The following is a 24,650-nucleotide window of genomic DNA, read 5'->3' on the forward strand; positions in this document are numbered from 1 at the left end:
ATCGCCGGCAAGCCGGGCTCCTACAAAAGCACAGCGTGTGACTACGTAATAAAAAGCCCCGCTATCACTAGCGGGGCTTTTTTGTATCTGGCGGGTTCAGATCCCCATGCTGACCAGAGATTGCACAATGTTGCGCAAGGTGCCGGCAATGGCGGGGTGTTCAAGTTCAAAGCGTTCGACGGCCAGGTTTACGCCATCGGCGAGGCTGGAGTCCTGGGTTTTGGTTTCGAGCTCAAGCTCAAGTTCGATCTGTTGCATCAGCGCATGCAGGTCGGCGCGCTCTGCTTCGGTCAGCGGAGGATTCTGTTCCAATTGCTCGCGCAGGTCATTGAGCTGTTGTTGCAGTTCGCGGGCAGGCATGGCGTTCTTCCTTTTATCGATAGGCACTGGCATAGACCGTGGCAGCGCGCCAAAGGTCTATGGCTGACCTTTAGATTAATCCACTCGCGCGCAACCTGCATGATCTCGATCAGGGCTTTTCACCCTTGAGCCGACGCAGGCTGATGTCGGCCAGGCAGGTGTCGAGTTCGCCGAGGTGATCGATCACCGAATGCACGCCCAGGCTGAACAATTGCACGGTGGCCTTGCCGCGCAGGTGCTCGCGTTCCTTTTGGCTCAAGGCTTGCCATTCGCTGGGCGCCAGCCCGCAGAGCGAGCCGCAGGAGGCCAGGCCGATTGTCCACAACCCGGCATTCAGGCCCGATTGCAGCAATCGCGGTTCGCCGCTGACCAATACGCAACCATCCAGTTGCCCGACATTCAGCGCCATCAAGGCTTGCCAGCATGCGTTCGGTGCTGGCCACGGATTGATTGTTGCGGGGTGTTGCGACGGCTTGACCCAGTCGGGCAGGGCGGCGGCCAGCGAGAGGCTCAATGCGGGGGGAAGTTCGTCGAGCCAGGCACAGGGAATCTGTTGGCGCTGCAAACTGTGCAGGCTGTCCAGAGCGCCAGGTGTGACTTCGGCATGCTCGGCGCAATGGTCGCCGTGCTGGCGCGTGCGGGCGCCGAAGTCCACTAGGCAACCGCTGAGGCCAAACAGGACGGCGGTCAGGCTGGGGGCGGCGAGGGGCAAGGTTTCGGCGTGCGGCATGTCAACATCCCTGAAATAGCGTCAAGGCTATGCGCCGCCAGTGACAGTTGAGTGACATGGATGTGAATCGCTCACAGTCATGGCGAATCATCCGTAGGCCATCACGCACGATGCTGCCTAAAGCGGCTTTTCCGTCTTATACTAGCCAGCTTAATGCCCGGGCCAAGATGCCCGTGCCAGTACAAACCAAGGAGTTTTTCTATGCGCTGGAGCAATCATCTAGCTCAGTTTTGTGTATGCGCCAGTGTGTTGCTGGCCCCGTTCGCTGCCCAGGCAGCCACGGAAGAGGACCCTTGGGAAAGCATCAACCGTCCGATCTACAAGTTCAACGACGTGCTCGACACCTATGCGCTGAAGCCTCTGGCGCAGGGCTACCAGTTCGTGACCCCGCAATTTCTCGAAGACGGCATCCACAACATGTTCCGCAACGTCGGTGATGTCACCAACCTTGCCAACAACATCTTGCAGGCCAAACCGGCCGCTGCCGGCGTCGACACCGCACGCCTGATCTTCAACACCACCTTCGGCCTGCTGGGTTTCTTCGATGTGGGCACCAAGATGGGCCTGAACCGCAGCGACGAAGATTTCGGTCAGACGTTGGGCTATTGGGGTGTAGGAAGCGGCCCGTACGTGATGCTGCCGTTGCTGGGCCCAAGCACTCTGCGTGATGCGCCTGCCAAGTTTGTCGACGGTTACACCGGCCCATACCCGTACATCCACGACGTACCTGTGCGTAACTCGATCTTCGCCCTGAACATCGTCGACACCCGCGCCAGCCTGCTGTCGGCCGAGAAGCTGATCAGCGGCGACAAGTACACCTTCATCCGCAATGCGTACTTGCAGAACCGCGAGTTCAAAGTCAAAGACGGTCAGGTCGAAGACGATTTTTGATTGAGACCGGTAAAAACGAAGAAGGCGGCCTGATGGCCGCCTTTTTTGGTTTTGGATCCGGGTTATTTCATTTTCAAGATTGTAAGGCCGAGTTTCTGACTGGCGCCGTCCTGTTCTTTAACCCGGACCACTTCAGTGTCGGCTTCGAGCCCTTTGAGTGCCGCATGATCGGAGTCGATCCGCACGCTGAGCCGGTCGCCGACCTTAAACCGACGCGGTGCCTCAACCTGCATGCCACTGCTGGAAAGGTCGATGCAGACGGCTGCAACTTCGTCCCCTTCATGAATCAGCGCGACATCGGCATCGACTCGCATGCGGATGAAATCACGCTTTTCGCTGTAGTCCCGTTCGGTTTGGCTCATGGGCTTCATCCTTCCATTGGGTTACGGTTTTATCAGTTCTTATAACTCTCGGTGATTTGACAAGTAAAGACGTCAAGCGACCATCGGCGTGAGCTTGAAACGCCCCGCGGATGGGAGTACCGTCTGCGCCTTAGAAGGGCACCTCTGGTGTGCCTGTCAGTAGGGTCGATGCCCGAAAGCGGTGCAGCAGAGAGGCTAGAAAGCGAATCCAGTAGTGTGTGCGGGGTCAATTGCCCAGCCTGCTACGCCAACCTAATTCTGGCGCCGTTTGCCCACATGCCAAAAACCAGTGCCACGCTGCTGATAATCGATGATGACGAAGTAGTGCGCGCGAGCCTCGCCGCCTATTTGGAAGACAGTGGTTTCAGCGTCTTGCAGGCCAGCAATGGCCAGCAGGGTCTTCAGGTATTCGAGCAAGACAAGCCCGGCTTGGTCATCTGCGATCTGCGCATGCCGCAGATGGGCGGACTCGAACTCATTCGCCAGGTCACCGAGCGGTCACCGCAAACCCCAGTGATTGTGGTTTCGGGTGCCGGCGTGATGAACGACGCGGTCGAGGCCTTGCGCCTGGGCGCGGCGGATTACCTGATCAAGCCTCTCGAAGATCTGGCCGTGCTCGAGCACTCTGTGCGTCGGGCCCTGGATCGCGCGCGTCTGCTGCTGGAAAACCAGCGCTACCGTGAGAAGCTGGAAAAGGCCAACCGCGAGCTCGAAGCCAGCCTGAACCTGCTCCAGGAAGACCAGAATGCCGGTCGCCAGGTGCAGATGAACATGCTGCCGGTCAGCCCCTGGACCATCGACGAGTTCCAGTTTGCACACCAGATCATCCCGTCTTTGTATCTGTCGGGTGATTTCGTCGACTACTTTCGGGTCGACGAGCGTCGGGTAGCGTTCTACCTGGCGGACGTTTCCGGTCATGGCGCTTCTTCAGCCTTCGTCACTGTGCTGCTGAAATTCATGACTACGCGCTTGCTGTTCGAATCCAAGCGCAACGGCACATTGCCGGAATTCAAGCCTTCAGAGGTCCTTGGTCATATCAACCGGGGCCTGATCAGTTGTAAGCTGGGTAAACACGTCACAATGGTCGGTGGAGTCATCGACGAGGAGACAGGTTTGTTGACCTATAGCATCGGTGGTCATTTGCCGTTGCCTGTGTTGTACACGCCAGACAGTGTTCGATATCTGGAAGGGCGTGGTCTGCCGGTGGGCCTCTTCAATGAAGCCACCTACGAAGATCACGTGCTGGAGCTGCCGCCGACGTTCAGCCTGACGCTGATGTCCGATGGCATTCTGGACCTTTTGCCAGAACCTACACTCAAAGAAAAAGAAGCGGCTTTGCCCCAGCGGGTCAAGGCAGCGGGCGGCACCCTGGATGGGCTGCGGCAGGTTTTTGGATTGGCCACGCTAGGGGAGATGCCGGATGATATCGCCCTGTTGGTGTTGAGCAGGAATCTTTAATGAGTACCGGTAGAATCCAGTTCGCCGAGCAGGACGGCACCTTCGTCCTGAAGTTCGTCGGTGAAGTTCGCCTGACCCTGTGTTCGGCGTTGGATGCGACTATTGAGCGGATCTTCACGGCGTTGAACTTCAACGCGATCGTGATCGACCTGACCGAGACCCGCAGCATCGACAGCACCACCCTTGGCCTGTTGGCCAAACTGTCGATCCTGTCGCGGCAGAAAGTCGGCCTGCTGCCGACCGTCGTCACCACCCACGAAGACATCACCCGTCTGCTGCAGTCCATGGGCTTCGAGCAGGTGTTCAACATCGTTGACCGCCCGATCCCGTGCCCTGAGTGCCTGACCGACTTGCCTGACCAGGACCAGTCGGAAGAAGTGGTGCGGATCAAAGTGCTGGAAGCGCACAAGATCCTCATGGGGCTGAATGATTCGAATCGTGAAGCGTTTCATGATCTGGTGAATGCGCTGGAGCGTCATTGATCCTTTGAAAGGGTAGGGGCTGGACTTGGCCCCATCGCCGGCAAGCCGGCTCCTACAGTTGAATGATCACGTGTAGGAGCCAGCTTGCTGGCGATGGCGGCCTGAAATCCCCCAAATTCCCAAGCACAAAACCCGCACCAAACAAACGCACACAAAAAAGGGCGAACCCATCAAGGTTCGCCCTTTTTGCATTGCGCTGAACTAGATCACAGCTTGGCCTGCAACAGCGCCTCAAGCTTCTCCTGGTCCCGGGCAAACTGACGAATCCCTTCTGCCAGTTTCTCGGTCGCCATCGCATCTTCGTTGGACAACCAACGGAACTGCGCTTCATTCAGGCTCAAGCGCGCTTCACCGGTATGACCTGGCGCCAATTTACGCTCCAGCTTGCCAGTGTCCGCCGCCAGTTTATCGATCAAGTCCGGGCTGATGGTCAGGCGGTCGCAACCGGCCAGTTGCTCGATCTGATTCAGGTTACGGAAGCTCGCGCCCATGACCACGGTCTTGTAGTCATTGGCCTTGTAGTAGTTGTAGATACGCGTCACCGACTGCACGCCCGGATCATCCGCGCCGGTGTAGTCGTTGCCGTTGGCCTTCTTGTACCAGTCGTAGATGCGGCCTACGAACGGCGAAATCAGGAACACACCCGCATCGGCACACGCCGCCGCCTGGGCGAACGAGAACAGCAATGTCAGGTTGGTCTGGATACCTTCTTTTTCAAGGATTTCAGCAGCGCGGATACCTTCCCAGGTGGAGGCGATCTTGATCAACACGCGGTCACGGCCGATGCCGGCCTTTTCGTACAGCTCGATCAGACGGTGCGCACGCTTCAATACGGCGTCAGTGTCGAACGACAGGCGCGCGTCCACTTCAGTGGAAATACGGCCCGGAATCACTTTCAGGATCTCTTGCCCTACCGCGACGCCAAAACGGTCGCTGGCCAGGCCTACATCGCCCTTGCAGTCGCTGACACAAGCGTTCAACAACTCGGCATAGCCGGGAATGGCCGCGGCTTTGAGCAACAGGGAAGGGTTGGTGGTAGCGTCCACCGGTTTAACGCGAGCGATCGCTTCGAAGTCGCCGGTGTCGGCAACCACGGTGGTCATCTGTTTGAGTTGTTCCAGCTTGGAAGTCATGGGCGTGCTCTGTCCTATGGGTCTAATGACATTACCCGAGCGCTGACAGCCACTCAAGGGCACATGTACGTATCGAAGGCCCCGGCGGCAACATCTGGAAAACGGATGTTTGAAAGGCGGGGCGCGGTGTCCGTAAATACGATGCCAAATCCGGGCGCAGGTTCAACGCGGTTGACCGTTAACGCCCTTCAAGCAACTCCGCCGCCTGATCCAGCAACGCCAGAGGCTCCTTGGCCTTATGGATATCCACCGACAACAATTGCCGAAACTTGCGCGCCCCCGGAAACCCGGTGCCCAGCCCCAGCACATGCCGGGTGATGTGGTGCATCGAACCGCCTGCATCAATATGCGCCGCTATATAAGGCCGTAACTGCGCCAGCGCTTGCGCCCGAGTGATCACCGGTGCCGTGCTGCCGAACAGTTGCTGATCCACCTCAGCCATCACATAAGGATTGTGATATGCCTCACGACCGAGCATCACACCGTCAAAGGTCTGCAAATGCTCGTGACAAGCCTCCAGCGTCTTGATCCCGCCGTTGAGAATAATCTCCAGCTCCGGAAAATCCGCCTTCAACCGCGCCGCCACGTCATAGCGCAGGGGCGGAATGTCGCGGTTCTCCTTCGGCGACAACCCCTCCAGAATCGCAATCCGCGCATGCACCGTAAAACTCGTGCACCCGGCGTCGCGAACCGTGCCGACGAAATCACACAGCTCTTCGTAACTGTCCCGCCCATTAATCCCGATCCGGTGCTTCACCGTCACCGGAATCGACACCGCATCGCGCATCGCCTTCACACAATCAGCCACCAACTGCGGATGCCCCATCAGCACCGCGCCGATCATATTGTTCTGCACCCGATCACTCGGGCAGCCGACATTCAGGTTCACCTCGTCATAACCGTGCTCCTGCGCCATGCGGGCGCAAGCAGCCAGGTCCAGCGGAACACTGCCGCCGAGTTGCAGGGCGAGGGGGTGTTCGGCTTCGTTGTGACGCAGGAAACGATCGTGATCACCGTTGAGCAGCGCGCCGGTGGTGACCATTTCGGTGTAGAGGAGGGCGTGCCTGGAGAGCAGGCGCAGGAAGAACCTGCAATGCCTGTCAGTCCAATCCATCATGGGCGCCACACTGAAGCGACGAGACGGCTCAGGACGGGCAGGGCTAGTGTTTACAGGCGCTTCAGGTTTTTCGAAATTCATTGATACTGATCTTTTATACAGCGGTTTTTACCCATTTTTCCTTGTTTTCCAAACTCGGTTGCTACAATGTATCAACCGAATTCGGCAATGTACCAACTGGAAATGGGCACGATCACATCACGCAAGCGCAAGTACAACTCGACGGCCTAAATGGCGCAGATACGGATCAATCGGGACGGGAAAGCAGTTTATCAGGAAAGCCAGGCCTTCGACCGCAAGCAGGTCGCCCAACGATGACGCGCCTACGGGTTTGTGAGTTCCCGGTCGACTCGGTGGAGCAGGTGTTCATCCAGTCCGGCTGGAGCGCCTCGGAGGAATGCAATGCAGGGAGGTCGGCGGTCTTGGACGGGTTGTTCTGCTGAGCAAGGATTAGGTATCTCGGGTCTGGAGCAACTAGTGTGTATAGCGTGGCCGTGCGGTGGGGCACCATTGGAAAAAATGTCGGCGATTTTTCAATGAAAACCAAGTAGAGAATATGGGTTTTGATGTTTACAATGTGTCAGAGAAACGTTTGTCTCTTCGTTTGAAAAGAGTCGAAAATAAATACAATATTTGTTGGTGTGCAGCAAAGAAGGGACTCGTTCGTGATTAAAAATTTGACCAGTGGTCAGTCAGTTACCCTCAATGCAATACGAGCGTTGGCTGCATTTTCGGTTCTGGTGGGGCATACATTTGTAGATGTTGTCCCAAAAAGCTGGTTTGGGCAGATAATGCCATTTCAAAGCTTGGCCGTTGTTGTTTTTTTCTGGCTTTCAGGGTTTCTTATTGCCTATCAGTGTTTGAGTAAGGCTAATTATAGTTTTGGCGAATACATGATAGATCGGTTTAGCAGAATATATGTTTTATATGTTCCTGCGATGATCATTTCATATCTGGTTTTTATTGTTTTGTTGGGGCGTGTACCTCCAACGGTTTGGGATTTTGTTGGGCATGTATTGCAGCTTCAGCACACGCCGTTTTCCAGAATGATCGAAGGGATACCGCCTATAAAAGTTTATGGGGGTAACAGTGTTCTTTGGACGATAGCTATTGAGTGGTGGCTATATGTCTTCTTCGGCATTGCCTTTTTTTGGCAGTCGATGTCAACACTTGAAAGAGCGCTTGCGTTACTGCTAGCTGGTCCGGCGATCCTCGTTGTTGGGTACTTTACGGTTTGGGAGTCTGTCGCTTGGGAGTGGTTTCTTGGTGCAGCCTGTGCTGCGATATATTTTTACGCGCCACAGATTAGCTGGAAGCAAGTTGTTATCCCGCTTTTTGCTGTTGTGGCTGGGGTATTGTGGAGGTTTCAGAGGCTCTCGCTTGCTAGTCATATGAATATGTATGACTTGCAGCTTATGATTTTAGTAGGTGTAGGGTTGATGCTTGTTTTATTGGCCAGCACGAACCTTCGTATCCCCTCGGCGGTAAGGTGGGTGGCTGCAAAAGGGGCTTTTGTATCTTATGCAATGTATTTGACGCATGAGCCGATTCGTGTGTTGATTGCTAATTATATAAGCGTAACTAATGTTTCTAATGTTTGGCTTTCAGTTTTCTTGTGTACGCTGTTTGCTGCTTTTTGCGCGTGGCTTCTAGAGGATAAACATTTGAATTTGCGTGCTTGGCTGAAAAGAAAGTTAATCGCTCCCAGGCGAGAACTGCTCAAAGTTCAGGCCTCGAAGCTGACCTAGATCTAATTGCCATAGCCTGCCATGTGCGGGCTTTTCGGAGGGAGGGCTGGTCGGGGGGCGTGAGAGTGATTGGGTTGTATTAGCCCAGAGCCTTGATTCTTTACGTTACCCATAGTCTTCCTGGCTGGAACCTCGAACTTTGATCGTTTGATAAGATTACGGCGATGAAACCCAAACATGCAGAATTCTGCCGATAGCTAAATTTATTCATGGGGGCGTCGATAGGTTTCGAGCGTCCCCTCGACAGGATATTTAATGAAGCTTATTCACATCGGGCTCCCCAAGGCCGCGTCAACTTACATTCAAGCCGCGGCACAGCAGCGGGGCGACGTGCAAGTACTGCAATGGCACAATTACGCGCAGAATATTGTTCATGCCGCTTCTCTGAAAGCTTATCTGAGAGGGCCAGGTGAATCGAGCATAGCCCCACACCAGCCTCTGGCTGGCGCCCCTGCTTTCGTTAGCAGTGAAGAGCTCTGCGGGTGGGCTCCGAGACCTGTAACGCAACTCGAAATTCAAACGTACCAAAACCTGGTGGCGGCGGCGCTGAAACGTGAATTAGCCGGAGCTAAAGTACTGATTGTAACAAGAAGTCCATTGTCATTTGTGGACAGCTATTACAATCAGGCTGTAAAGGAAGGCGCCTCTGAAAACCCATTTGTGTTTGCCGAGCGGTGGCGTGCCCTGTTGCTTGAGCTTCTGAATTACACCAGGCTGTGCGAACTTTACTCTTCATATTTTGGTGCATCGAACGTATTGGTTGTTCCCGTAGAGTTATTACGTGACGACCCCGCTCATTTTTACGACATGATTGAAGGGCACGCAGGCTTTACCCTGAGGCCTCGCTCTCCTGAGAGTATTCAGCACAACCGCTCACTAACCAGCCATGAACTTCAGGCTATGAGAGTGCTGAATCGAATTGTAAAAATACTTTCAGCAGATCAACAGGGCAAGCCAGAGCAATTCCTGCTGCCTCATTTAAACTCGATAAAGCGCAGTTTTTTATCGTATTACCTTGAAAATGATCCGAACTCCATGCGGCGCAGCCAGCGGTCGCTTCGGGCGGTCGGGGTTAGCGTCGACAAGCGTTTGGTATCAACGGTACTTCTTGAAAAATGCCGTACGCAAATCATTGGCGGCTTGAGCGGCCTGGGGCACCATTCCTTTCCGAGTAAATATCTATCTAAATACCTGGCGGAAGTTGGGGGTGATCGCCTAATGAACGGGTCATAACAGTAATGCCCAGGACTACTGATCACAATGGAACGATGCCGAGTAAATTGCTCGGCACGGACTAACCAATGCGCAGGGAGACGCTAGACTATTTTATGAATTCGCCAGTCAATAACCCTAATTTGACTTCTGTCAGCCACCATGTGACCCAGACTGAACGCGCCCATTACATGGGGCATCAAGGCGCCGTACTTTGGTTGACGGGCCTCTCGGCTTCCGGGAAGTCGAGTTTGGCAATGGCCTTGGAGGCGCATCTACTGAGGGCTGGTTACGCGTGCTACACACTTGACGGAGATAATGTTCGCAAAGGACTTAATGCCAACCTCGGCTTTTCAGAAGACGATAGAACAGAGAACATCCGCCGGGTTAGTGAGGTGGCAGCGCTTTTTGCCGATGCGGGCATGGTTTGCATCACTGCGTTTATTTCACCTTATCGCGAGGGGCGTGCTCGTGCTCGTGCTGCAGCCTGCAACACGTCTTTCCACGAGATCTACATAGCGGCAGACCTGGCAACCTGCGAGATGCGTGATCCCAAGGGCCTGTATCGCAAGGCCAGGGCCAGAGAGCTTCGCGATTTCACTGGTATAGACGCGCCATACGAGCCGCCTCTGACCCCTGATCTGGTCATTGATACGGCTAACCAGACGTTCGAACAAAGCCTGAGCAGACTGATTGAATACGTTGTTGAGCACATCCTGCCAAGAACTGACCGGCGTCGGTGAGTCGGCGCTACACCGGTGGGGCGACGAGGTTCAACAAGAACGCAAAGGCGTTACTCCGCAGAGCGATGCGCTGACTCTGGAGCAACAGAAAATCCAGGAGCTGGAAGCTCGTATCACTCGACTTGAGCGAGAGTTTTGGGGGGATATGTAGTGTTTTTTGGTTTTGCTACATCGTGCGCATGGAAACGTTTATGTTGGTCTGGGTGTTTAGTTCAATGAGGGTTAATGCCCCGTCATCAAAGGAGCAGCCGGTGTCGATGTATACCGCATTTCCCAAACGGGTAACTGAGGCAACTGTTGAGTGGCCGACATAAATTTGGTCTATGCCTTTGATTAAAACTTCATCCCGGGTTTCGATTTTATTTCTGGCATACAGCGCTTTTTCTAAAGCTAGACGCTGATAGGCCTCGCCAAGCCGACCAGTAATAGCGTCTTTGGCGTTCTGCCATGTGTGATTATTGTGTGTGAGTGGAGTTTCAGCATGCACAATCCCAATTTTTCGGCCATCCAACAATTCAACTTCAATTATTAGAGGGAGATTTTGCAATACGTTAGAGAGCTTTTTTTGGACTACAGGCGGTAGTTCATAAAGCCATGCACCACCATTGCGAGAATGTCTGGCAATGTCTCCATGGCCAGAAATACAGTCGATGAGCATCTGTTCGTGGTTGCCTCTCACAGCATGAAACCATGGCTCCTGCAGCCAGTCCATCACGTCGATGGAGTCGGGTCCTCTATCAATGAGGTCGCCCACGGAAAAAATTCGATCAAGGTTTTTATTAAATCCGGATTTTTTTAAAAGAAACGCTAAGAGCTTGAAGTGTCCGTGGATGTCGCCGACTACAAAATCTCGACCAATTTTGTTGGGTGTAAACGACTGGGTTTTGTGCATTGTCAGTAATTTAATGAGTTGATATTCAGATGATCGCAATGATTGCCCGGCGGAGGCCAGGCGCTGCTCTGGCAGCGCCATGCCGTGGTTTCAATGTGCGGGTTCGAGGGTTGCGGTGGCGCCGGTGGCGGTCGGTTGGCGATCGATAAACGCCTGGACGTACGGTGCGGCCACCTCGCCATAGGCCTTCGAGCCCACCTCATTGAGGTGATTCGCGTCCGAATAGATCAGGGTGCCGTTCAGCATCGGCACGTGGGCGAACAGCGGGGTGCGCGACAGGTCGAGGAAGGTGGCGTTGTCATGACGCGCGACGATCGCCTTGATCTTCTCGTTGGCACCCGCCCACTCCGCGTGCATCGACACTGTCATGTCTAGACCGAAATGATTGGCACGCTGGATGCGCAAGGGGTTCGCCGCGAGCATTGGCACTTGGGCCAGCACCAGCACCCGCTGGTTGCGGGCCGACGTTTCGCTCAGGAACTGCTCCAGCTGGGTGAGGAATGCGCTGCTCGGCGTATGGAATTGCCACATGCCGGCAAGGATGATCGCGTCGGCCGTTGGCGTGTACTTCCTGGCTTGCGCGATCTGCGCCCGACAATCGGCGCGCCCCCATTCGGCAATGCGCTCCACATCGAAACCCGGAATGGTCACGCAGTTGCTCGAGGAGATGACCCTGATCTGCGCGTGGGTGGCATTGCCCACCACGTCGGCGAAGTAGTTCAGTTGCGCGGCATGGCTGTCGCCAAGCATCAGCAGCGTGTGTTGAGAGGTGCGTTCACCTCGGATGCAGTCGCCGATCATATGGCTGTGGCAGAGTTCGGCATCGATCCCGTAGCGGGTCAGTGCGTCGGGAAGCGGCTCCACCAGCTTGCGGCTGAGTGTGGTGGCCGCCAGCACCGCCAGCAGCGTCACTCCCAGCATGCCGGCCAGGCGCCCGTAAGCTGCGGGGGTGGACATGCGCCGCCGGAAGGGCGACTCGACCCAGCGATAGGAAAGATAGCCCGACACGCCCGTCAGCACGATGAAGGCCACGGCAGCCAGGGGGGGCAGCTCATAAGTTCCGGACAGGTAGCGAATGCCCGCCAGGATCGGCCAGTGCCAGAGGTAAAGCGAGTAGGACAGGGCGCCGATGAACACCAGCGGCTTGAGCGAGAGGAGGCGGTTGACCAGGCTGTTCCGGCTCAGCAGCAGCAAGGCGGTACCCAGGCATGCCGGTATGGCCATCAGGCCAGGGAAGGTGCGTCCTTCGGCGATGAAGGCGAAACTGCCGGCGATCAGCAGTAAGCCCAATGCAGCCATGAGATGGGCCTTGCCGGTGGAGACGTCCTTGCGCGGGACCAGCGCCGCAAGGCTGCCGAACAGGAATTCCGGGATCCGCGCCAGCAGGGAGAAATACACCCGTTGCTGATGTTCGCCGTGCAGGCGGAATTCTGACCAGGCCAGCAATGCCGCCGTCAGCACCAGCAGCGAAGGCACCAGCCAGCGCCGAGGGGTCAACAGCAGGAGGGCCGGCAGCAGCAGGTAGAACTGCATTTCGATCGCCAACGACCAAGTGTGCAGCAATGGCAGCTCATGGACGGCCGGGCCGAAGTAATCGTGCTGCTTGGCGAAGAAGGTGTTGCTGTTGAAGTAGAGCGCCGACTTCACGCTGGCCCTGAACGCGTCGAAGTCGTTCGGAATGAAGAGTATTGCCGCGCACAGCGCCACGATGATGATCAGCACCAGGTAGGCCGGCACGATCCGTTTGATCCGGCTGGTGTAGAAGCTGATCAGTGAGAATTCATTCTGGCGCTTGCGGGTCAGGATGATCCCGGTGATCAGGAAGCCCGAGATCACGAAGAACATGTCTACGCCGATGAAGCCGCCGGGCAACCAGTATTTGTTCAGGTGGAAGATGATCACGCTGAGAACGGCAATCGAGCGCAAGCCCTGGATATCGTTCCTGAGTTCTTGAGTACTCATGTATTTCGCTCGTGATGCTCGCGGTGGCTCGAGTGCCGGTTTCTCGGCTTGAAGTACTGCTGGAGCATCGGTATGTGTGCGGATAGATCAGACATTCAAGGCCTTGCCACAGGAAAGCTTTCAAAGGTGGTGAACTGGCCGATTCTACAGGGATTGTTCCATGTGTGTCGCCGCGCGGCCCCTGTCGACAGATACGCGGCTTCAATGCGCGGCCTGGCCGGTGACACATTGATCGGGGCGCGGCGCGGGGAATCACTCATGGTTAATGGTTAAAAATTAAAGCGTTCCTCAAAGGCGGTCTGCTGCCCCAACTTGACAGTGCACTGGCGTGCCACTTCGACGGGCACGACCTGGCCCAGCAGTGGTAACAGTCCTGTGTAGAACACCTTGTCGCAGGCCGCATCCTTGCTGAAGGCCTGAGAGTTACCCGACGCATCGGCGGTAATGCGGCAGCCCGCGACCAAATCAGCAGGCAGTTCTTTTAACGGCAAAGGTTTTTGGGTGCGGCTTTCCTGAACGATGACCAGCTCGTTGCAACCACCGCTGACTGAACCTTCCTTGACGGTTTTTTCAAAGGCTACGCGTTGGTAGTCTGTACCGGTGAAGACCGCTTGGTCGTTAACGCTGACCCTGTACTGCGATGGCTGGAAAGCAATTGCCCTTATGCAGAAGCGGGTGGTGATCGGCTGGTTGTTTACCGTGGCAGTTGCCGTCTTGCAGCCCGGAACGGCATTCGCGAAGTAGGCGTCAGGCGAGTTGGCGCAGCCAGCCAGTGATAGCAGACACGCGCCAATCAAGATTTTTTTCATGGAATTCCCTGTGAGTCAGCGCGCCGGTTTTAAGTTTTTGCACTGAAGGCACAATGATATCATTGTCGGGCAAGTCATCGATCTGTCCTTTCTATAACCGGTTTGCAAACCAGGTGCGTCTTTCGGCACAACGATGCTGGAGGCTGCCCACTCCGTTATTTGAGAGCGCCTGTTTACATCAAGAAACCCTGGAACCTGAACCAATGCTGTCGCCTGGCGAGGTTTCACCCTGCTTGATGACCCAGCGGCTTAGGATAAATCCATGTCCGGCACTTCCAGCCCATAGGGAACTGAAAAATGATCTCGAACCTCTTCAAAGTCGTGATGATCGGCGGTGTCTTGCTGTTGAGCGCTTGTTCAGGTGTGAGCACTCATAGCAATTATTCAGAAGACCTCCAGCCATCCGCCGGTTTCGGCCCTGGCCCGACCAATAACCACAGTCAGTTGAGTTTCCATGGCAGCGCGCTCGGTAGCAGCTTCGGCGAGTACAGTTCCGGCTTGTTGCACGACGATTAAGGTGTGACGCAACGGCGCGGTATTTCTGCCGTTGCGCATTCTCCGAAGGGCGGCTGCATGAAATACGGCTATTTGGCCTCAGGCGTCGCTATCCACTCACCCAAAACCTTCTGATACTTCCCAGTCACCTTGGCCAGGTGCAACCACTGATCGACATACAACTTCCACGTCATGTCATCACGCGGCAGCAGATACGCCTTCTCCCCATATTGCATGAACTGGCTCGGATTCACTGCGCACAATCCGGGTTTGAGTTTCTGCTGATACAGGGCTTCCGACGTGTCGGTAATCATCACGTCAGCTTTCTTGTCCAGCAGCTCCTGGAAGATGGTCACGTTGTCGTGAAGGCTCAATTGCGCCTTGGGCAGGAAGGCGTGAACAAAAGCTTCGTTGGTGCCGCCGGCCGGTTCGACCAAGCGAACCGAAGGCTGGTTGATTTGCTCGACGGTCTGATACTTCGCCTGATCTTCGCAGCGCACCAACGGGATTTTGCCGTCGACGTCCAGCGTGGTGCTGAAGAAGGCTTTTTTCTGACGTTCCAGGGTGACCGAGATCCCGCCCATGCCGATGTCGCATTTGCCCGCCAGCATGTCGGGCATCAGGGTTTTCCAGGTGGTCGGTACCCACTCGACCTTGACGCCAAGGCTGTCGGCCAGCGAGCGGGCCATGGCGATGTCGATGCCCGAGTATTCGCCGTTCTCGGCTTTAAACGTGTAGGGCTTGTAATCGCCTGTGGTGCACACGCGCAGTTGGCCTTGCTGGATGACGCTGTCCAGGTGCGATTGTTCGGCCTGGGCGCCAAACGATAGTGCGAGCAGGCTACCGAGCATTACTGTGCATTTATTGGTTTTCATGTGTACCCGACTTCCGTGATGGATTGGGGCTGAGAGTACTTAATTTTTCCTGCCGATGGTTATAAGTACTTCGGATTCTGCTGCCCGATTGGCTATTGCGCAGCGGCCTCCATTTCCGGACTCAGCGTTCCCAACCAGGCCACCAGCCCCACAATCAACACCGCGAGCGCCAACTCAACAACCATGCTGCGTCGCAACGCGTTGGCGGCAACTTCGTATTTCCCCTCCCGTAACGACCGTTCCAGAAACGGCCCAAGGTGAAACCGGTTCAACGCGGCGAGCACCAGCATCCCGGCAAACAACCCCACTTTGATAAACAGCAAAATCCCATAGGTACTTAGCAACAAGTCATCAAGCTTCGGCCCGACGATGAACAGGTAATTCACCACGCCCGTGACCGTGATGACGACCACGATCACCGCGCCCACCGATTCAAATCGAGCGACAGCCCGAGCCAGTAACCTGATGCGTTCCGCAGTTTGCAGTGCGTTGATTTTCGCCATCAGCGCAAACGCTACCAGCGCACCCAGCCACGCGCCTGCCGCCAGCAGATGCAGAATATCCATCGCAAAATGCCAATAACGACGGCTGCCTTCATCCATCGCCCCATGACCGCTCCAGGCCAGGCTGGCCAAGGCAATAGCGCCGGCAAAAGACGCAATCAGCAGGCTGAATCCGGGCGCACGGTCATTGAGCGTAACCGCCAAACCGGCGATAACCAGCGCGGTGATGCGCACCGACCAGGCCAACCCGAAATCCGTCTCGAACACCATCATCTGGACATGCGGTCGCAGCTCGGTGAAGTCCGATTCTCCGCTCATCGCACTCACCATCGTCAGCATGCTCGCCACGGACAACAGCACTCCGAGCGCGGCCTTCACCAGCAGGATCGACCGAAACGGCAGCACCGCCCCGGACACCCGTTCCCGGCCCGCAAGGCTGTAGAGCCCGAACAAACCCAGACCAAACAGCACCATCAAATCCACATACAACCCAAACCGCAGTGCAATGCTGACCCAGTCGCTCATCAATCACTTCACTTTGAACGTAACGTTGCCGGTGATCGGGTGAGTGTCCGAAGACACCGCGCGCCATTCGACTTTGTAGCTGCCGGCGGGCAACGGCGAGAGCGGGGTGATGAGCATGGTTTTCGGGTCGCTGCCGCCGGTGACTTTGGCTTTCATCGGCATGGGGGAGTGGGCCATGCCTGGCATTTCGGTCATGACCAGTTTCGCGCCGGAAAACTGAGTCATGAGGCTTTCGGAAAAGTGCAGTTCGATCATGCTCGGTGCCGCGCCATCCGCACCTTCGGTCGGGGTGGATGAGAGTAGTTTCGGGTGCGCCTGAGCCAGTGTGCTCATGAGCAAGCCGATGACAACAGCGGTGGTTTTCATTGTGCGCATGCAAGGCCTCTTTACCGCTCGAAGCGGTTTTTTTTGATGGTGATGTGAGTGCGATCAGAACCACAGCCGAACGCCGAGAACGACGCGTGCTTCACTGCGATCCTCGCCATCGTCTTTGGCGAAATCGGCGGTTTTGCCGTAGGTGCGGTTCCAGGTCACGCCGATGTACGGGGCGATTTCCCGACGAATTTCATAGCGCAACCGCAGCCCGGCTTCGGTGTTGGCGAGCCCGGAACCAATGCCCCGCTGCGGATCGTTTTTGCCGTAGACATTCAGCTCGGCGGTCGGCTGCACAATCAGCCGGTTGGTCAGCAGGATGTCGTAGTCACCTTCCAGCCGCACCGCGCTCTGGCCGCCTTCGCCGATGAACGCCGTGGCTTCGGCTTCGAAGTTGTACAGCGCCATGCCTTGCACGCCGAACGCGGCCCAGGTTTGTGGGGCGCCGGGTTTGAAGTCCTGACGCACGCCGCTCACCACATCCCACCATGGCGAGATTGCGTGGCCCCATAGCGCCTGGATTTCAGCGTCTTCGGTCTTGCCGTTGCTGCGCTCGCCTTCGGATCGCAGCCACAGGCGATCGATGTCACCGCCGATCCAGCCCGATAAATCCCAGGCCAGTGCGCTGCCATCGTCGGCGTCCTGCCATTCGAGTTTGTCGGCGAGGAAGTAGTGATTGAGCGCGGAATCATGCACGTTATGGCCGCCGGGGCTGACGAACACGGCGGCGCGGTCGGCATCGGTCAGCGGCGGGATCGGCGTGCGGCTTTCAGTGGGCGCGGCGGGCTGCATCTGGCCGTCGTCCATGCTTTGCATCTGGCCATGGTCCATGCCCGGCATCTGGCTGTGATCCATATTCTGCATGTCGCCGGTGGCGGCGCTCGCCGAAGAAAGCGTCAGGCCCGTTGTGCAAACGGCGAGAAAAATCGATGTAAGTCTGGTCATGGGTAGCGCCTCATTCTTCCACGCGAACTTCACGGAACATGCCCATTTCCATGTGATACAGGAGGTGGCAGTGATAGGCCCAGCGGCCGAGTGCGTCGGCGGTCACCCGATAGCTGCGTCGGGAGCCGGGGGGCATGTCGATGGTGTGTTTGCGCACCATGAACTCGCCGTTCTCGTCTTCGAGGTCGCTCCACATGCCGTGCAGGTGGATGGGGTGGGTCATCATCGTGTCGTTGACCAGCACGATGCGCACGCGCTCGCCGTACTTGAGGCGCAGCGGTTCGGCATCGGAGAATTTCACGCCGTTGAACGACCACGCGAATTTCTCCATGTGGCCGGTGAGGTGCAGTTCGAGGGTGCGGCCCGGGTCGCGGCCGTCCGGGTCTTCGAAGATGCTGCGCAGGTCGGAATAGGTCAGGACACGGCGGCCGTTGTTGCGCAAGCCAAGGCCGGGATCGTCGAGTTTCGGCGAGGTGCTCATGGCTTGCATGTCCACCAGCGGGTTGTCGTTTTCCGTCGCGGGATGCGCTTGCATGCCACCCATCGCGCTGTGGTCCATGCCAGCCATGCTGCCGTGATCCATCCCGCCCATGCCCATGTCATCCATGGTCACCAACGGTCGCGGATCGAGTGCAGGCACAGGCGCGGACAAACCCGCCTTCATCGCCAGCGTGCCGCGCGCATAACCGGTGCGATCCATCGACTGGGCGAACACGGTGTAAGCGTCCTGCGTCGGCTCGACAATCACATCAAACGTCTCCGCCACCGCAATGCGGAATTCATCGACGCTCACCGGTTTGACATGCAGCCCGTCCGCCGCGACCACCGTCATTTTCAGGCCGGGAATGCGCACGTCGAAATAGGTCATGGCCGAACCGTTGATAAACCGCAGTCGCAGTTTTTCACCTGGCCGGAACACACCCGTCCAGTTCGAGTCCGGCGCCTGGCCGTTCATTAAATAGGTGTAAGTGGCGCCGCTGACGTCGGCGAGGTCTGTGGGATTCATCTTCATTTCGGCCCACATCTTTCGATCGGCGACCGTGGAGGCCCAACCGTTTTTGCTGACGTCGTCGATGAAATCGCCCACGGTGCGCTTGTTGTAGTTGTAGTAATCGGATTGCTTTTTCAGGGTACTCATCAGGCTGGCCGCGTCTTCGTCGGTCCAGTCGGTCAGCATCACCACGTGATCGCGGTCGTACTCAAAGGGCTCCGGCTCCTTGGCGTCGATCACCAGCGGACCGTAAACGCCGGACTGCTCCTGAAGGCCCGAATGGCTGTGATACCAGTAAGTGCCGTTCTGCCGGACCTGAAATTGATAGACGTACACGCCGCCCGGTTCGATGCCGTGAAAACTCAGGCCCGGCACGCCGTCCATGTTGGCCGGCAGCAAAATGCCGTGCCAGTGAATGGAGGTGGTTTCCTTGAGTCGGTTCTTCACCCGCAGCGTGACCGTGTCGCCTTCACGCCAGCGCAGCAGCGGGCCGGGAATGCCACCGTTGATGGTCATCGCGGTGCGCGGATTGCCGGTGATGTTGACCGGGGTTTCGCCGATGAACAGCTCGAAATCGCTGCCCGTGAGCATCTGCGGTTCGCCAGGGCGGGTGAGCGCCCACACAGGCGTGCGCCATAACCCGAGGCCGCCGAGCAATCCGCCCGCGGCCAGCCCCTTTACGAAGGTGCGTCTTGAAGTGTTGGAGTGCATGCCGTTTTTATTCCCGGTCCGTCAGTTGGGAGACAACTTGACGACGAGGCTAACGGGCGATGCCTTTCAGCAGACTGAAGCGGGGATTACAGTTTTGACAGTTTCAACGTGGTGTTCAACGGTTGGTGGAAGGCTTGGAGGTCGATGCCACCGTCCCGCTACCGCAATTGATATACAAAGACTTTTTAAGCCAGCGCTGATCCGGGTAGTACGAAAACAACAGTTGCCCGTCTTTCATCGAGTCAATCAGCTTGTGCGCAATCGCCGGCCGTACCGCCGGGCAACCGAGGCTGCGGCCAATCCGCCCGTTTGCCCGTGCAAGCACCGGGCTGACATAAGGCGCGCCATGAATGACGATCGCCCGGTCAAAGGCGTTGTCGTTGAAGCCCGGTTCGAGTCCTTCCATGCGCAACGAATAGCCGTTTTGCCCGACATAACTTGACTGCGTGCGATACAAGCCCAGGCTGGTGGCGAAGCTTTCGTTTTGATTGGAAAACTTGACCGCCATGTTCTCGCCGCTGTTGCGACCGTGGGCAACCAGTTCGTGAAACAGCAACTTGCGCTGTTTAAGGTCAAACACCCAAAGGCGTTGTTCGGTGGAGGGCAGGGAGTAATCGATGACGGCAAGTCTTTGGACAGGCGCGGCACCTTGGGCCAAGCTGCATTGAGAGGCACGTACGGCCAGTGCAATCACCTTGGCGTTAGCGTCTGGAGCGGCTTTGACCAAAGCGGCTTCAAGTGAGTCGGCGTAGGCTGCCGTGACTGACGTTGAACTCAGCAGCAGGGCCGTAATTAGGAAGCCGAAGCGGTCTAGCGCCATATGCGTGTCTCATCATGATTGTTTCGAGTCTAGCAGCGAGAGCGCGGCTAGCCGGTGAATGCGGGAGATTAAGGATTATCCATGGGGCAGTTAACAAGGTTATTCGTCATAAGCCGTGTGTTTTTTATGGGCTTTCTGATCAGCGGTGCAGCGATTGCGCAAACTTCGCCGATCGAGCAGTCATCTCCAGCTATCAACGTCAGTGAGGCTGCAGCGGATGACATCGTCGGTCAGGCGATTCAGAGCATGCTGGCGCCGTTGGCCTCGGCGTTTCCGCCGTTGCTCACATCCCCCAGGCATCAACGGGTAGACGTTAACCGTGTGGTCATGGATTTTTATATGCATCGCAGCTATCGCGCAGCGTGGACACAAGACAGTGATATCACCCAGTTGCTGGAAAGCCTGGGCAACACGCAAGCGGATGGTCTGGAACCGGCAGATTTTCATATTGATGAATTGGCCAAGGCACGAGCGTCGATGCAAACCCCGGCGCAGCGGGCGAGTTTCGATATCGTCGCCACCCGGACGTTCATCGCCGCACTCCTGCAATTGCGGCGCGGCAAGGTCGACCCTTCGCGCCTGGACATTCATTGGAATTTCGACCCGGTCGGCGTCGATCCGCGTGAAGACGTGAACACCTTCTTCGCCGCCCTCGACAGCCATGACGTCGCCCGGGCATTTGCTCAAGCGCCACCGCAAGAAGCGGTTTATGGCAGCTTGCGCATGGGTTTGGCGCAACTGCGCAAGGTCCGGGATGCAGGTGGCTGGCCGAAGGTTGCCGAAGACAAGTCGCTCAAGCCAGGTATGGACGAACCTGCGGTCGCGCAGCTGCGAGCCCGTTTGGCGGCCGGTGGTTATCTGGCCCCACAGTTGAAACCACGTAGCGACTACGACGCTGTCGTCACTGCGGCGGTCAAAAAGTATCAAGCCGAACAATACCTGGGCGCGGACGGTGTGGCCGGGGCGGCGACGCTCGCAGCGTTGAATGTGTCGGTTGAGGCGCGGATCGACCAGGTTCGGGTGAACATGGAGCGTGCGCGTTGGTTGCTGTACAAACTTCAGGGCACTTTTGTCATCGTTGACATAGCTGGTTACAAAGTTGCGCTCTACCGCGACGGCAAGCCGATTTGGCGTTCTCGTGTGCAAGTCGGCAAACCGTTTCGCAGTACGCCGGTGTTCCAGTCAGAGATTACCTACGTCACGTTCAACCCTACCTGGACCGTGCCCCCGACCATTCTGGTCAAGGACATGCTGCCCAAGATTCAGAAAAATCCCGGCTACCTTGCTGCCAACCGAATCAAGCCCATTGACCGTGAAGGGAACTTGCTCGACCCATCGACGGTCGATTGGTCCAACCCGCGCGGCGTTACGCTGCGACAGGATGCCGGGCCGGACAACTCGCTGGGCCAGGTCGTGATCCGGTTTCCCAATGAATACGCGATTTATCTGCACGACACGCCGCATCGCGAGTTGTTTGCTCAATCTCGCCGCGCCACCAGCTCAGGCTGCATCAGGGTCGAGAACCCGCTGCAGTTGGTGGAGCTGTTGTTCAACGATCCAGTGCATTGGAACAGCGCCGGGATCCAGGCGCAGTTGGCCAACGGCAAGACCGAAAACATCCGGCTTCCCGTCAAGGTGCCGGTGCTGTTGGCTTACTGGACGGTGGACCTGAGTAATGATGGTCGTGTGATGTTCAAGCCCGATGTCTACGGGTACGACTCTGCGGTTCTGCGGGGATTGAATCTGCGTTCGGAACTGCCTGCTCCGCAATGGCAGCAGGCAGGACCGCCTGCGCTGGCGGCCGGGCAAAAAAGCACTGGCGAGTAGCAGGGCGCGACAGTTGTAGAGGGCGGTTCCTGTTCATTCGGCGAGGCCAATCCGCAGCGGCTGCAGCGACGCGGTTTGCGCCATGGTTGAAAACTACCACAATGAAAAAGACCCAAAGGAACAGGGACAGTGAAGATGGATGTTGCGCCAGAAAATTCGGTACCCATTGCAGGTTTGCCTCATGTGCATGACCTCGATGAGTGCCGCAACATTCAAAAAGGGTCGGTGTTCATCATTGCCTCGGGGGCAACCGCCAAGGATTTTCCGCTGGAGAACTACGCAGACATTCCGATGATCACGATGAACGGGGCCATCTCGAAGTTCATCGGTACCGCTATCAAGCCGTTCTTTTATGCTTGCACCGACATTGCCTTTTACCGGGAGCAGCCTGAATTGCTGGCGGCGGGGATGCACCTCAGTGAGCGGGTTGCCGTGTGGGAAGAGCACATCCGGCGTTCGGCCGTCATGCCCGAAGGGGACCTGTACCTGCTGACCAAGGCGCCCAAGCTTTCCTGGAGTGACCTGGTCTTCAGGGGTGATAAGGAACTCATCAGAAGTCGCAGGCTTGGAAACGGTCGCAACAGAACCCTGGGGTTCAGCAAGAACCTCAAGCGCGGCTTTTTTGATGCGCGCACGGTGGCCTATCTGGCGCTGCAAATTGCCTACCACGCAGGTTTTAACAAGGTGTTTCTGGTGGGTGTCGACTTGAATCAGTCAGTGCGGCGTTTTTATGAAGAAGACGATGCCGACGCGTCACCGTGCATGCTCGATCAGCATTTTTTTACGAGAATTCTGCCCTCGTTCAAGATCCTGTCGAAGTACGTCGTGAATGATGATTTTCAGGTTTACAACTTGTCCGGTTCCTCCAGGATTCCTGTCGAACTTATTCCTCGGGTGACGTTGGATGAAGTCGACAGGATGCTCTGAGGATTGTCCATGCATTCATGAATGAGGCTTACGCCTTGAGGCCGGGTTTCGCGCACGAATGGGCGTTCATTGCGCGCCCATTCCTCATGCTCATGCCTTGCCCAGCTCTTCCTGCAAAAACGCCACCAAGGCTCGCTGCAACCCGGTCAACGCGCCCTCGCGGCTGATCAGCGCCAACTCGGTCGGCGGCAGTTCGGGCAGATCGCTGCACACGCGGTGCTCGGGCAGCACCGCCGAAGCGGGCAGCACCGACACGCCCAGCCCGGAGGCCACCGCCGCCTGAATACCCGTCAGGCTGTGGCTGCCGAACGCAACGCGCCAGGGCCGCTGCGCCACATCCAGCAGACGGATCGCCCGTTGCCGATAAATGCAGCCCTGTGGGAACAAAGCCAAGGGCAATACTCCATTGGCGGAGTCGACTCCCACACCCTTGACCCACACCAGCGTTTCCGGCCACGCCGCCCAGCAGGGGCCGCTGTCCGGTTCGCGTTTGACCAGGGCAATATCGAGGGTGCCCGCCGCGAGTTTTTGCTTGAGATCGGTGCTCATGCCGCTGACGGTTTCCAGGCGCGCTTCAGGTCTGGCCCGGTTGAAGCCGGCAAGGATCACGGCCATGCGCCGGGCATCGAAATCTTCCGGTACGCCGATGCGCAGGATTTCCAGGTCGAGGTCGCTGGCCAAGGCTTCCACCGCCTCCGAGGACAGGGCCAGCAAGCGCCGTGCGTAGTGAATCAGCATCTCGCCATGCTCGGTCACGCTGATGTTCTGCCCGGTTCGGTCACGCAACAGCAGCGCATGCCCGACCAGTTCTTCGAGTTTGCGCACCTGTTGGCTTACGGTGGATTGGGTCCGGTGCACGCGTTCGGCGGCGCGGGTGAAGCTGCCTTCGTCCGCCACACAAACGAAGGTCTTGAGCAATTCGAGATCGAGCATGGCGGCCTCTTGATATTCGATTTGTCACTGACAGATCGTTATTAATTTAATTTCACACTATCACTGATCGCTCTTAACATGAAGATCACCCTTCAGAGGAAACGAACATGACACTCACAATCACCCCGCGCCCCGAGTGGCTGACCTTCGATTGCTACGGCACGTTGATTCAGTGGGATGAGGGCTTGAAAGCCGTGGTGGTGGACATCTTGCGCGACAAGGGGGATCACAGCGTTGATGTCGATCGTCTGATCGAGGTGTACGACCGGTATGAGCACCGGCTGGAACAGATGCCGCCGCATCGCTCGTTCCGCGAGTTGAGCACTAGCGGGTTGCATCTCGCCCTGGAAGAACTGGCGTTGGCGAGTGCCCCCGAAGACAGTCTGCGCCTGGCCGCGGCGATCCCGCGGATGCCGCCGTTTCCGGAAGTGATCGAGACCCTCGCCCGGCTCAAGGCGATGGGTTTCAAGCTGTGCATTGTGTCCAACACCGATGACGACATCATCGCCGGCAACGTTGCGCAACTGGGCGGGCACATCGATCGGGTCATCACGGCGCAGCAGGCCGGCGCTTACAAACCGGATCCGCGACTGTTCGACTACGCTCACGAGCAACTCGGCGTGACACGTGAACAAGTGGTGCACATCTGCGCCAGCCCTACGCTGGACCACACCGCCGCGCGGGACATGCACTTTCGCTGCGTGTGGGTCGATCGCGGCACCGGTCGGCAATTGCTGCCGGACTACCAGCCCGATGCGACAGTAAACACGCTGGATCAAGTCGTGCCCTTGTTCAAATCCCTTGGCTGGTAAACCCGGAGTCATTGC

General features: G+C 57.0%; 25 protein-coding genes and 2 pseudogenes. 12 read left to right on the top strand and 15 right to left on the bottom strand.

Annotation, left to right across the window (positions count from 1 at the left end; all coding sequences use genetic code 11):
• Window positions 1–96 precede the first annotated feature (96 nt).
• Window positions 97–360: a DUF4404 family protein gene (locus tag KGB24_RS26620; protein ID WP_223414625.1), complete on the bottom strand. Its 264-nt coding sequence runs from the start codon at window positions 358–360 to the stop codon at window positions 97–99.
• Between the two features lie 109 nt (window positions 361–469).
• The gene (locus KGB24_RS26625; RefSeq protein ID WP_008028434.1) at window positions 470–1,090 is read right to left on the bottom strand and encodes a hypothetical protein; all 621 of its coding nucleotides are present in this window, start codon (window positions 1,088–1,090) and stop codon (window positions 470–472) included.
• A gap of 201 nt (window positions 1,091–1,291) precedes the next feature.
• On the opposite strand from KGB24_RS26625, the gene KGB24_RS26630 reads away from it, so the two are divergent.
• Complete coding sequence (locus KGB24_RS26630) at window positions 1,292–1,981, top strand: VacJ family lipoprotein (protein ID WP_008028433.1); 690 nt, start codon at window positions 1,292–1,294, stop codon at window positions 1,979–1,981.
• 62 nt (window positions 1,982–2,043) lie between these two features.
• Here the strand turns inward: KGB24_RS26630 and KGB24_RS26635 are convergent, their stop codons facing one another.
• On the bottom strand, window positions 2,044–2,343 hold the full coding sequence (locus tag KGB24_RS26635) for a PilZ domain-containing protein (protein ID WP_008037695.1): 300 nt from the start codon (window positions 2,341–2,343) through the stop codon (window positions 2,044–2,046).
• Between the two features lie 276 nt (window positions 2,344–2,619).
• Between KGB24_RS26635 and rssB the strand changes: the two genes are divergently transcribed.
• A complete protein-coding gene (gene rssB, locus KGB24_RS26640) occupies window positions 2,620–3,801 on the top strand; it encodes a two-component system response regulator RssB (RefSeq protein WP_032828718.1) in 1,182 nt (393 codons plus the stop codon).
• Complete coding sequence (gene rssC, locus KGB24_RS26645) at window positions 3,801–4,283, top strand: anti-sigma factor antagonist RssC (RefSeq protein WP_007935262.1); 483 nt, start codon at window positions 3,801–3,803, stop codon at window positions 4,281–4,283. The genes rssB and rssC overlap by 1 nt, the downstream gene beginning before the upstream one ends.
• 206 nt (window positions 4,284–4,489) lie before the next feature.
• On the opposite strand, the gene tal is transcribed toward rssC, so the two are convergent.
• Both tal and dusA read right to left on the bottom strand, forming a co-directional pair.
• Entirely contained in the window at window positions 4,490–5,416 is a 927-nt protein-coding gene (gene tal, locus KGB24_RS26650; protein WP_008028427.1) for a transaldolase, read from the bottom strand.
• A gap of 178 nt (window positions 5,417–5,594) precedes the next feature.
• A complete protein-coding gene (gene dusA / locus KGB24_RS26655; protein ID WP_223414624.1) occupies window positions 5,595–6,614 on the bottom strand; it encodes a tRNA dihydrouridine(20/20a) synthase DusA in 1,020 nt (339 codons plus the stop codon).
• A gap of 66 nt (window positions 6,615–6,680) precedes the next feature.
• Here dusA and KGB24_RS26660 point away from each other — a divergent pair.
• The 5 genes and pseudogenes from KGB24_RS26660 to KGB24_RS26680 all read left to right on the top strand — a co-directional run.
• A pseudogene (locus KGB24_RS26660) lies at window positions 6,681–6,845 on the top strand (site-specific integrase); the annotation flags it as partial.
• Between the two features lie 353 nt (window positions 6,846–7,198).
• Entirely contained in the window at window positions 7,199–8,281 is a 1,083-nt protein-coding gene (locus KGB24_RS26665) for an acyltransferase family protein (protein WP_223414623.1), read from the top strand.
• A gap of 255 nt (window positions 8,282–8,536) precedes the next feature.
• Entirely contained in the window at window positions 8,537–9,514 is a 978-nt protein-coding gene (locus KGB24_RS26670; RefSeq protein WP_008028371.1) for a hypothetical protein, read from the top strand.
• Window positions 9,515–9,684: 170 nt separating this feature from the next.
• Window positions 9,685–10,236: an adenylyl-sulfate kinase gene (cysC, locus tag KGB24_RS26675; protein ID WP_411736633.1), complete on the top strand. Its 552-nt coding sequence runs from the start codon at window positions 9,685–9,687 to the stop codon at window positions 10,234–10,236.
• Window positions 10,229–10,369, top strand: a pseudogene (locus KGB24_RS26680) (IS3 family transposase); the annotation flags it as partial. The gene cysC and the pseudogene KGB24_RS26680, both read left to right, overlap by 8 nt.
• Window positions 10,370–10,402: 33 nt before the next feature.
• Here KGB24_RS26680 and KGB24_RS26685 read toward each other — a convergent pair.
• The 3 genes from KGB24_RS26685 to KGB24_RS26695 all read right to left on the bottom strand — a co-directional run bounded on the left by KGB24_RS26685 (window position 10,403) and on the right by KGB24_RS26695 (window position 13,899).
• The gene (locus KGB24_RS26685; protein ID WP_223414622.1) at window positions 10,403–11,209 is read right to left on the bottom strand and encodes a metallophosphoesterase; all 807 of its coding nucleotides are present in this window, start codon (window positions 11,207–11,209) and stop codon (window positions 10,403–10,405) included.
• 9 nt (window positions 11,210–11,218) lie between these two features.
• Window positions 11,219–13,090, bottom strand: coding sequence for an acyltransferase family protein (locus tag KGB24_RS26690; RefSeq protein ID WP_223414621.1), 1,872 nt, complete (start codon window positions 13,088–13,090; stop codon window positions 11,219–11,221).
• Window positions 13,091–13,359: 269 nt separating this feature from the next.
• Window positions 13,360–13,899 carry a hypothetical protein gene (locus KGB24_RS26695; RefSeq protein WP_223414620.1) on the bottom strand — a complete coding sequence of 180 codons (540 nt, stop codon included), beginning with the start codon at window positions 13,897–13,899 and terminating at the stop codon, window positions 13,360–13,362.
• Window positions 13,900–14,196: 297 nt separating this feature from the next.
• On the opposite strand from KGB24_RS26695, the gene KGB24_RS26700 reads away from it, so the two are divergent.
• Entirely contained in the window at window positions 14,197–14,415 is a 219-nt protein-coding gene (locus KGB24_RS26700) for a hypothetical protein (protein WP_008028360.1), read from the top strand.
• Between the two features lie 68 nt (window positions 14,416–14,483).
• Here KGB24_RS26700 and KGB24_RS26705 read toward each other — a convergent pair whose 3' ends face one another.
• The 6 genes from KGB24_RS26705 to KGB24_RS26730 form a co-directional block, all read right to left on the bottom strand.
• Window positions 14,484–15,269, bottom strand: coding sequence for a transporter substrate-binding domain-containing protein (locus tag KGB24_RS26705; protein WP_008028358.1), 786 nt, complete (start codon window positions 15,267–15,269; stop codon window positions 14,484–14,486).
• 92 nt (window positions 15,270–15,361) lie between these two features.
• Window positions 15,362–16,297, bottom strand: coding sequence for a copper homeostasis membrane protein CopD (gene copD / locus KGB24_RS26710; protein ID WP_223414618.1), 936 nt, complete (start codon window positions 16,295–16,297; stop codon window positions 15,362–15,364).
• Between the two features lie 3 nt (window positions 16,298–16,300).
• Entirely contained in the window at window positions 16,301–16,672 is a 372-nt protein-coding gene (gene copC / locus KGB24_RS26715) for a copper homeostasis periplasmic binding protein CopC (protein WP_223414617.1), read from the bottom strand.
• 54 nt (window positions 16,673–16,726) lie between these two features.
• A complete protein-coding gene (locus KGB24_RS26720) occupies window positions 16,727–17,614 on the bottom strand; it encodes a copper resistance protein B (RefSeq protein WP_223414616.1) in 888 nt (295 codons plus the stop codon).
• Between the two features lie 10 nt (window positions 17,615–17,624).
• Window positions 17,625–19,316 (bottom strand): copper resistance system multicopper oxidase, encoded by a 1,692-nt coding sequence (locus tag KGB24_RS26725; RefSeq protein WP_223414615.1) that lies wholly within the window; start codon window positions 19,314–19,316, stop codon window positions 17,625–17,627.
• Window positions 19,317–19,431: 115 nt separating this feature from the next.
• Window positions 19,432–20,136, bottom strand: a complete 705-nt coding sequence (locus KGB24_RS26730) for a murein L,D-transpeptidase catalytic domain family protein (RefSeq protein WP_223414614.1) — start codon at window positions 20,134–20,136, stop codon at window positions 19,432–19,434.
• An 81-nt stretch (window positions 20,137–20,217) separates the two neighbouring features.
• Between KGB24_RS26730 and KGB24_RS26735 the strand changes: the two genes are divergently transcribed.
• Together KGB24_RS26735 and KGB24_RS26740 are read left to right on the top strand one after the other, a co-directional pair.
• Window positions 20,218–21,963 (top strand): murein L,D-transpeptidase, encoded by a 1,746-nt coding sequence (locus KGB24_RS26735; RefSeq protein ID WP_223414613.1) that lies wholly within the window; start codon window positions 20,218–20,220, stop codon window positions 21,961–21,963.
• Window positions 21,964–22,098: 135 nt separating this feature from the next.
• Window positions 22,099–22,890: a lipopolysaccharide biosynthesis protein gene (locus tag KGB24_RS26740; protein ID WP_223414630.1), complete on the top strand. Its 792-nt coding sequence runs from the start codon at window positions 22,099–22,101 to the stop codon at window positions 22,888–22,890.
• A 90-nt stretch (window positions 22,891–22,980) separates the two neighbouring features.
• Here KGB24_RS26740 and KGB24_RS26745 read toward each other — a convergent pair whose 3' ends face one another.
• Window positions 22,981–23,823, bottom strand: a complete 843-nt coding sequence (locus KGB24_RS26745; protein WP_008028343.1) for a LysR substrate-binding domain-containing protein — start codon at window positions 23,821–23,823, stop codon at window positions 22,981–22,983.
• Between the two features lie 107 nt (window positions 23,824–23,930).
• Between KGB24_RS26745 and KGB24_RS26750 the strand changes: the two genes are divergently transcribed.
• Window positions 23,931–24,635, top strand: coding sequence for a haloacid dehalogenase type II (locus tag KGB24_RS26750; protein ID WP_223414612.1), 705 nt, complete (start codon window positions 23,931–23,933; stop codon window positions 24,633–24,635).
• The last annotated feature ends 15 nt before the right edge of the window (window positions 24,636–24,650 follow it).

The sequence above is a fragment of the Pseudomonas sp. BF-RE-25 genome (assembly GCF_019956105.1).
In the GTDB taxonomy this organism is placed as follows: Bacteria; Pseudomonadota; Gammaproteobacteria; order Pseudomonadales; family Pseudomonadaceae; genus Aquipseudomonas; species Aquipseudomonas migulae.

Bases quoted from the DNA above. Each gene is read 5' to 3' on its own strand.
- KGB24_RS26620 (WP_223414625.1), bottom strand. From the start codon at position 360: ATGCCTGCCCGCGAACTGCAACAACAGCTCAATGACCTGCGCGAGCAA.
- KGB24_RS26625 (WP_008028434.1), bottom strand. From the start codon at position 1,090: ATGCCGCACGCCGAAACCTTGCCCCTCGCCGCCCCCAGCCTGACCGCC.
- KGB24_RS26630 (WP_008028433.1), top strand. From the start codon at position 1,292: ATGCGCTGGAGCAATCATCTAGCTCAGTTTTGTGTATGCGCCAGTGTG.
- KGB24_RS26635 (WP_008037695.1), bottom strand. From the start codon at position 2,343: ATGAGCCAAACCGAACGGGACTACAGCGAAAAGCGTGATTTCATCCGC.
- rssB (WP_032828718.1), top strand. From the start codon at position 2,620: ATGCCAAAAACCAGTGCCACGCTGCTGATAATCGATGATGACGAAGTA.
- rssC (WP_007935262.1), top strand. From the start codon at position 3,801: ATGAGTACCGGTAGAATCCAGTTCGCCGAGCAGGACGGCACCTTCGTC.
- tal (WP_008028427.1), bottom strand. From the start codon at position 5,416: ATGACTTCCAAGCTGGAACAACTCAAACAGATGACCACCGTGGTTGCC.
- dusA (WP_223414624.1), bottom strand. From the start codon at position 6,614: ATGAATTTCGAAAAACCTGAAGCGCCTGTAAACACTAGCCCTGCCCGT.
- KGB24_RS26670 (WP_008028371.1), top strand. From the start codon at position 8,537: ATGAAGCTTATTCACATCGGGCTCCCCAAGGCCGCGTCAACTTACATT.
- cysC (WP_411736633.1), top strand. From the start codon at position 9,685: ATGGGGCATCAAGGCGCCGTACTTTGGTTGACGGGCCTCTCGGCTTCC.
- KGB24_RS26685 (WP_223414622.1), bottom strand. From the start codon at position 11,209: ATGGCGCTGCCAGAGCAGCGCCTGGCCTCCGCCGGGCAATCATTGCGA.
- KGB24_RS26690 (WP_223414621.1), bottom strand. From the start codon at position 13,090: ATGAGTACTCAAGAACTCAGGAACGATATCCAGGGCTTGCGCTCGATT.
- KGB24_RS26695 (WP_223414620.1), bottom strand. From the start codon at position 13,899: ATGAAAAAAATCTTGATTGGCGCGTGTCTGCTATCACTGGCTGGCTGC.
- KGB24_RS26700 (WP_008028360.1), top strand. From the start codon at position 14,197: ATGATCTCGAACCTCTTCAAAGTCGTGATGATCGGCGGTGTCTTGCTG.
- KGB24_RS26705 (WP_008028358.1), bottom strand. From the start codon at position 15,269: ATGAAAACCAATAAATGCACAGTAATGCTCGGTAGCCTGCTCGCACTA.
- copD (WP_223414618.1), bottom strand. From the start codon at position 16,297: ATGAGCGACTGGGTCAGCATTGCACTGCGGTTTGGGTTGTATGTGGAT.
- copC (WP_223414617.1), bottom strand. From the start codon at position 16,672: ATGCGCACAATGAAAACCACCGCTGTTGTCATCGGCTTGCTCATGAGC.
- KGB24_RS26720 (WP_223414616.1), bottom strand. From the start codon at position 17,614: ATGACCAGACTTACATCGATTTTTCTCGCCGTTTGCACAACGGGCCTG.
- KGB24_RS26725 (WP_223414615.1), bottom strand. From the start codon at position 19,316: ATGCACTCCAACACTTCAAGACGCACCTTCGTAAAGGGGCTGGCCGCG.
- KGB24_RS26730 (WP_223414614.1), bottom strand. From the start codon at position 20,136: ATGGCGCTAGACCGCTTCGGCTTCCTAATTACGGCCCTGCTGCTGAGT.
- KGB24_RS26735 (WP_223414613.1), top strand. From the start codon at position 20,218: ATGGGGCAGTTAACAAGGTTATTCGTCATAAGCCGTGTGTTTTTTATG.
- KGB24_RS26740 (WP_223414630.1), top strand. From the start codon at position 22,099: ATGGATGTTGCGCCAGAAAATTCGGTACCCATTGCAGGTTTGCCTCAT.
- KGB24_RS26745 (WP_008028343.1), bottom strand. From the start codon at position 23,823: ATGCTCGATCTCGAATTGCTCAAGACCTTCGTTTGTGTGGCGGACGAA.
- KGB24_RS26750 (WP_223414612.1), top strand. From the start codon at position 23,931: ATGACACTCACAATCACCCCGCGCCCCGAGTGGCTGACCTTCGATTGC.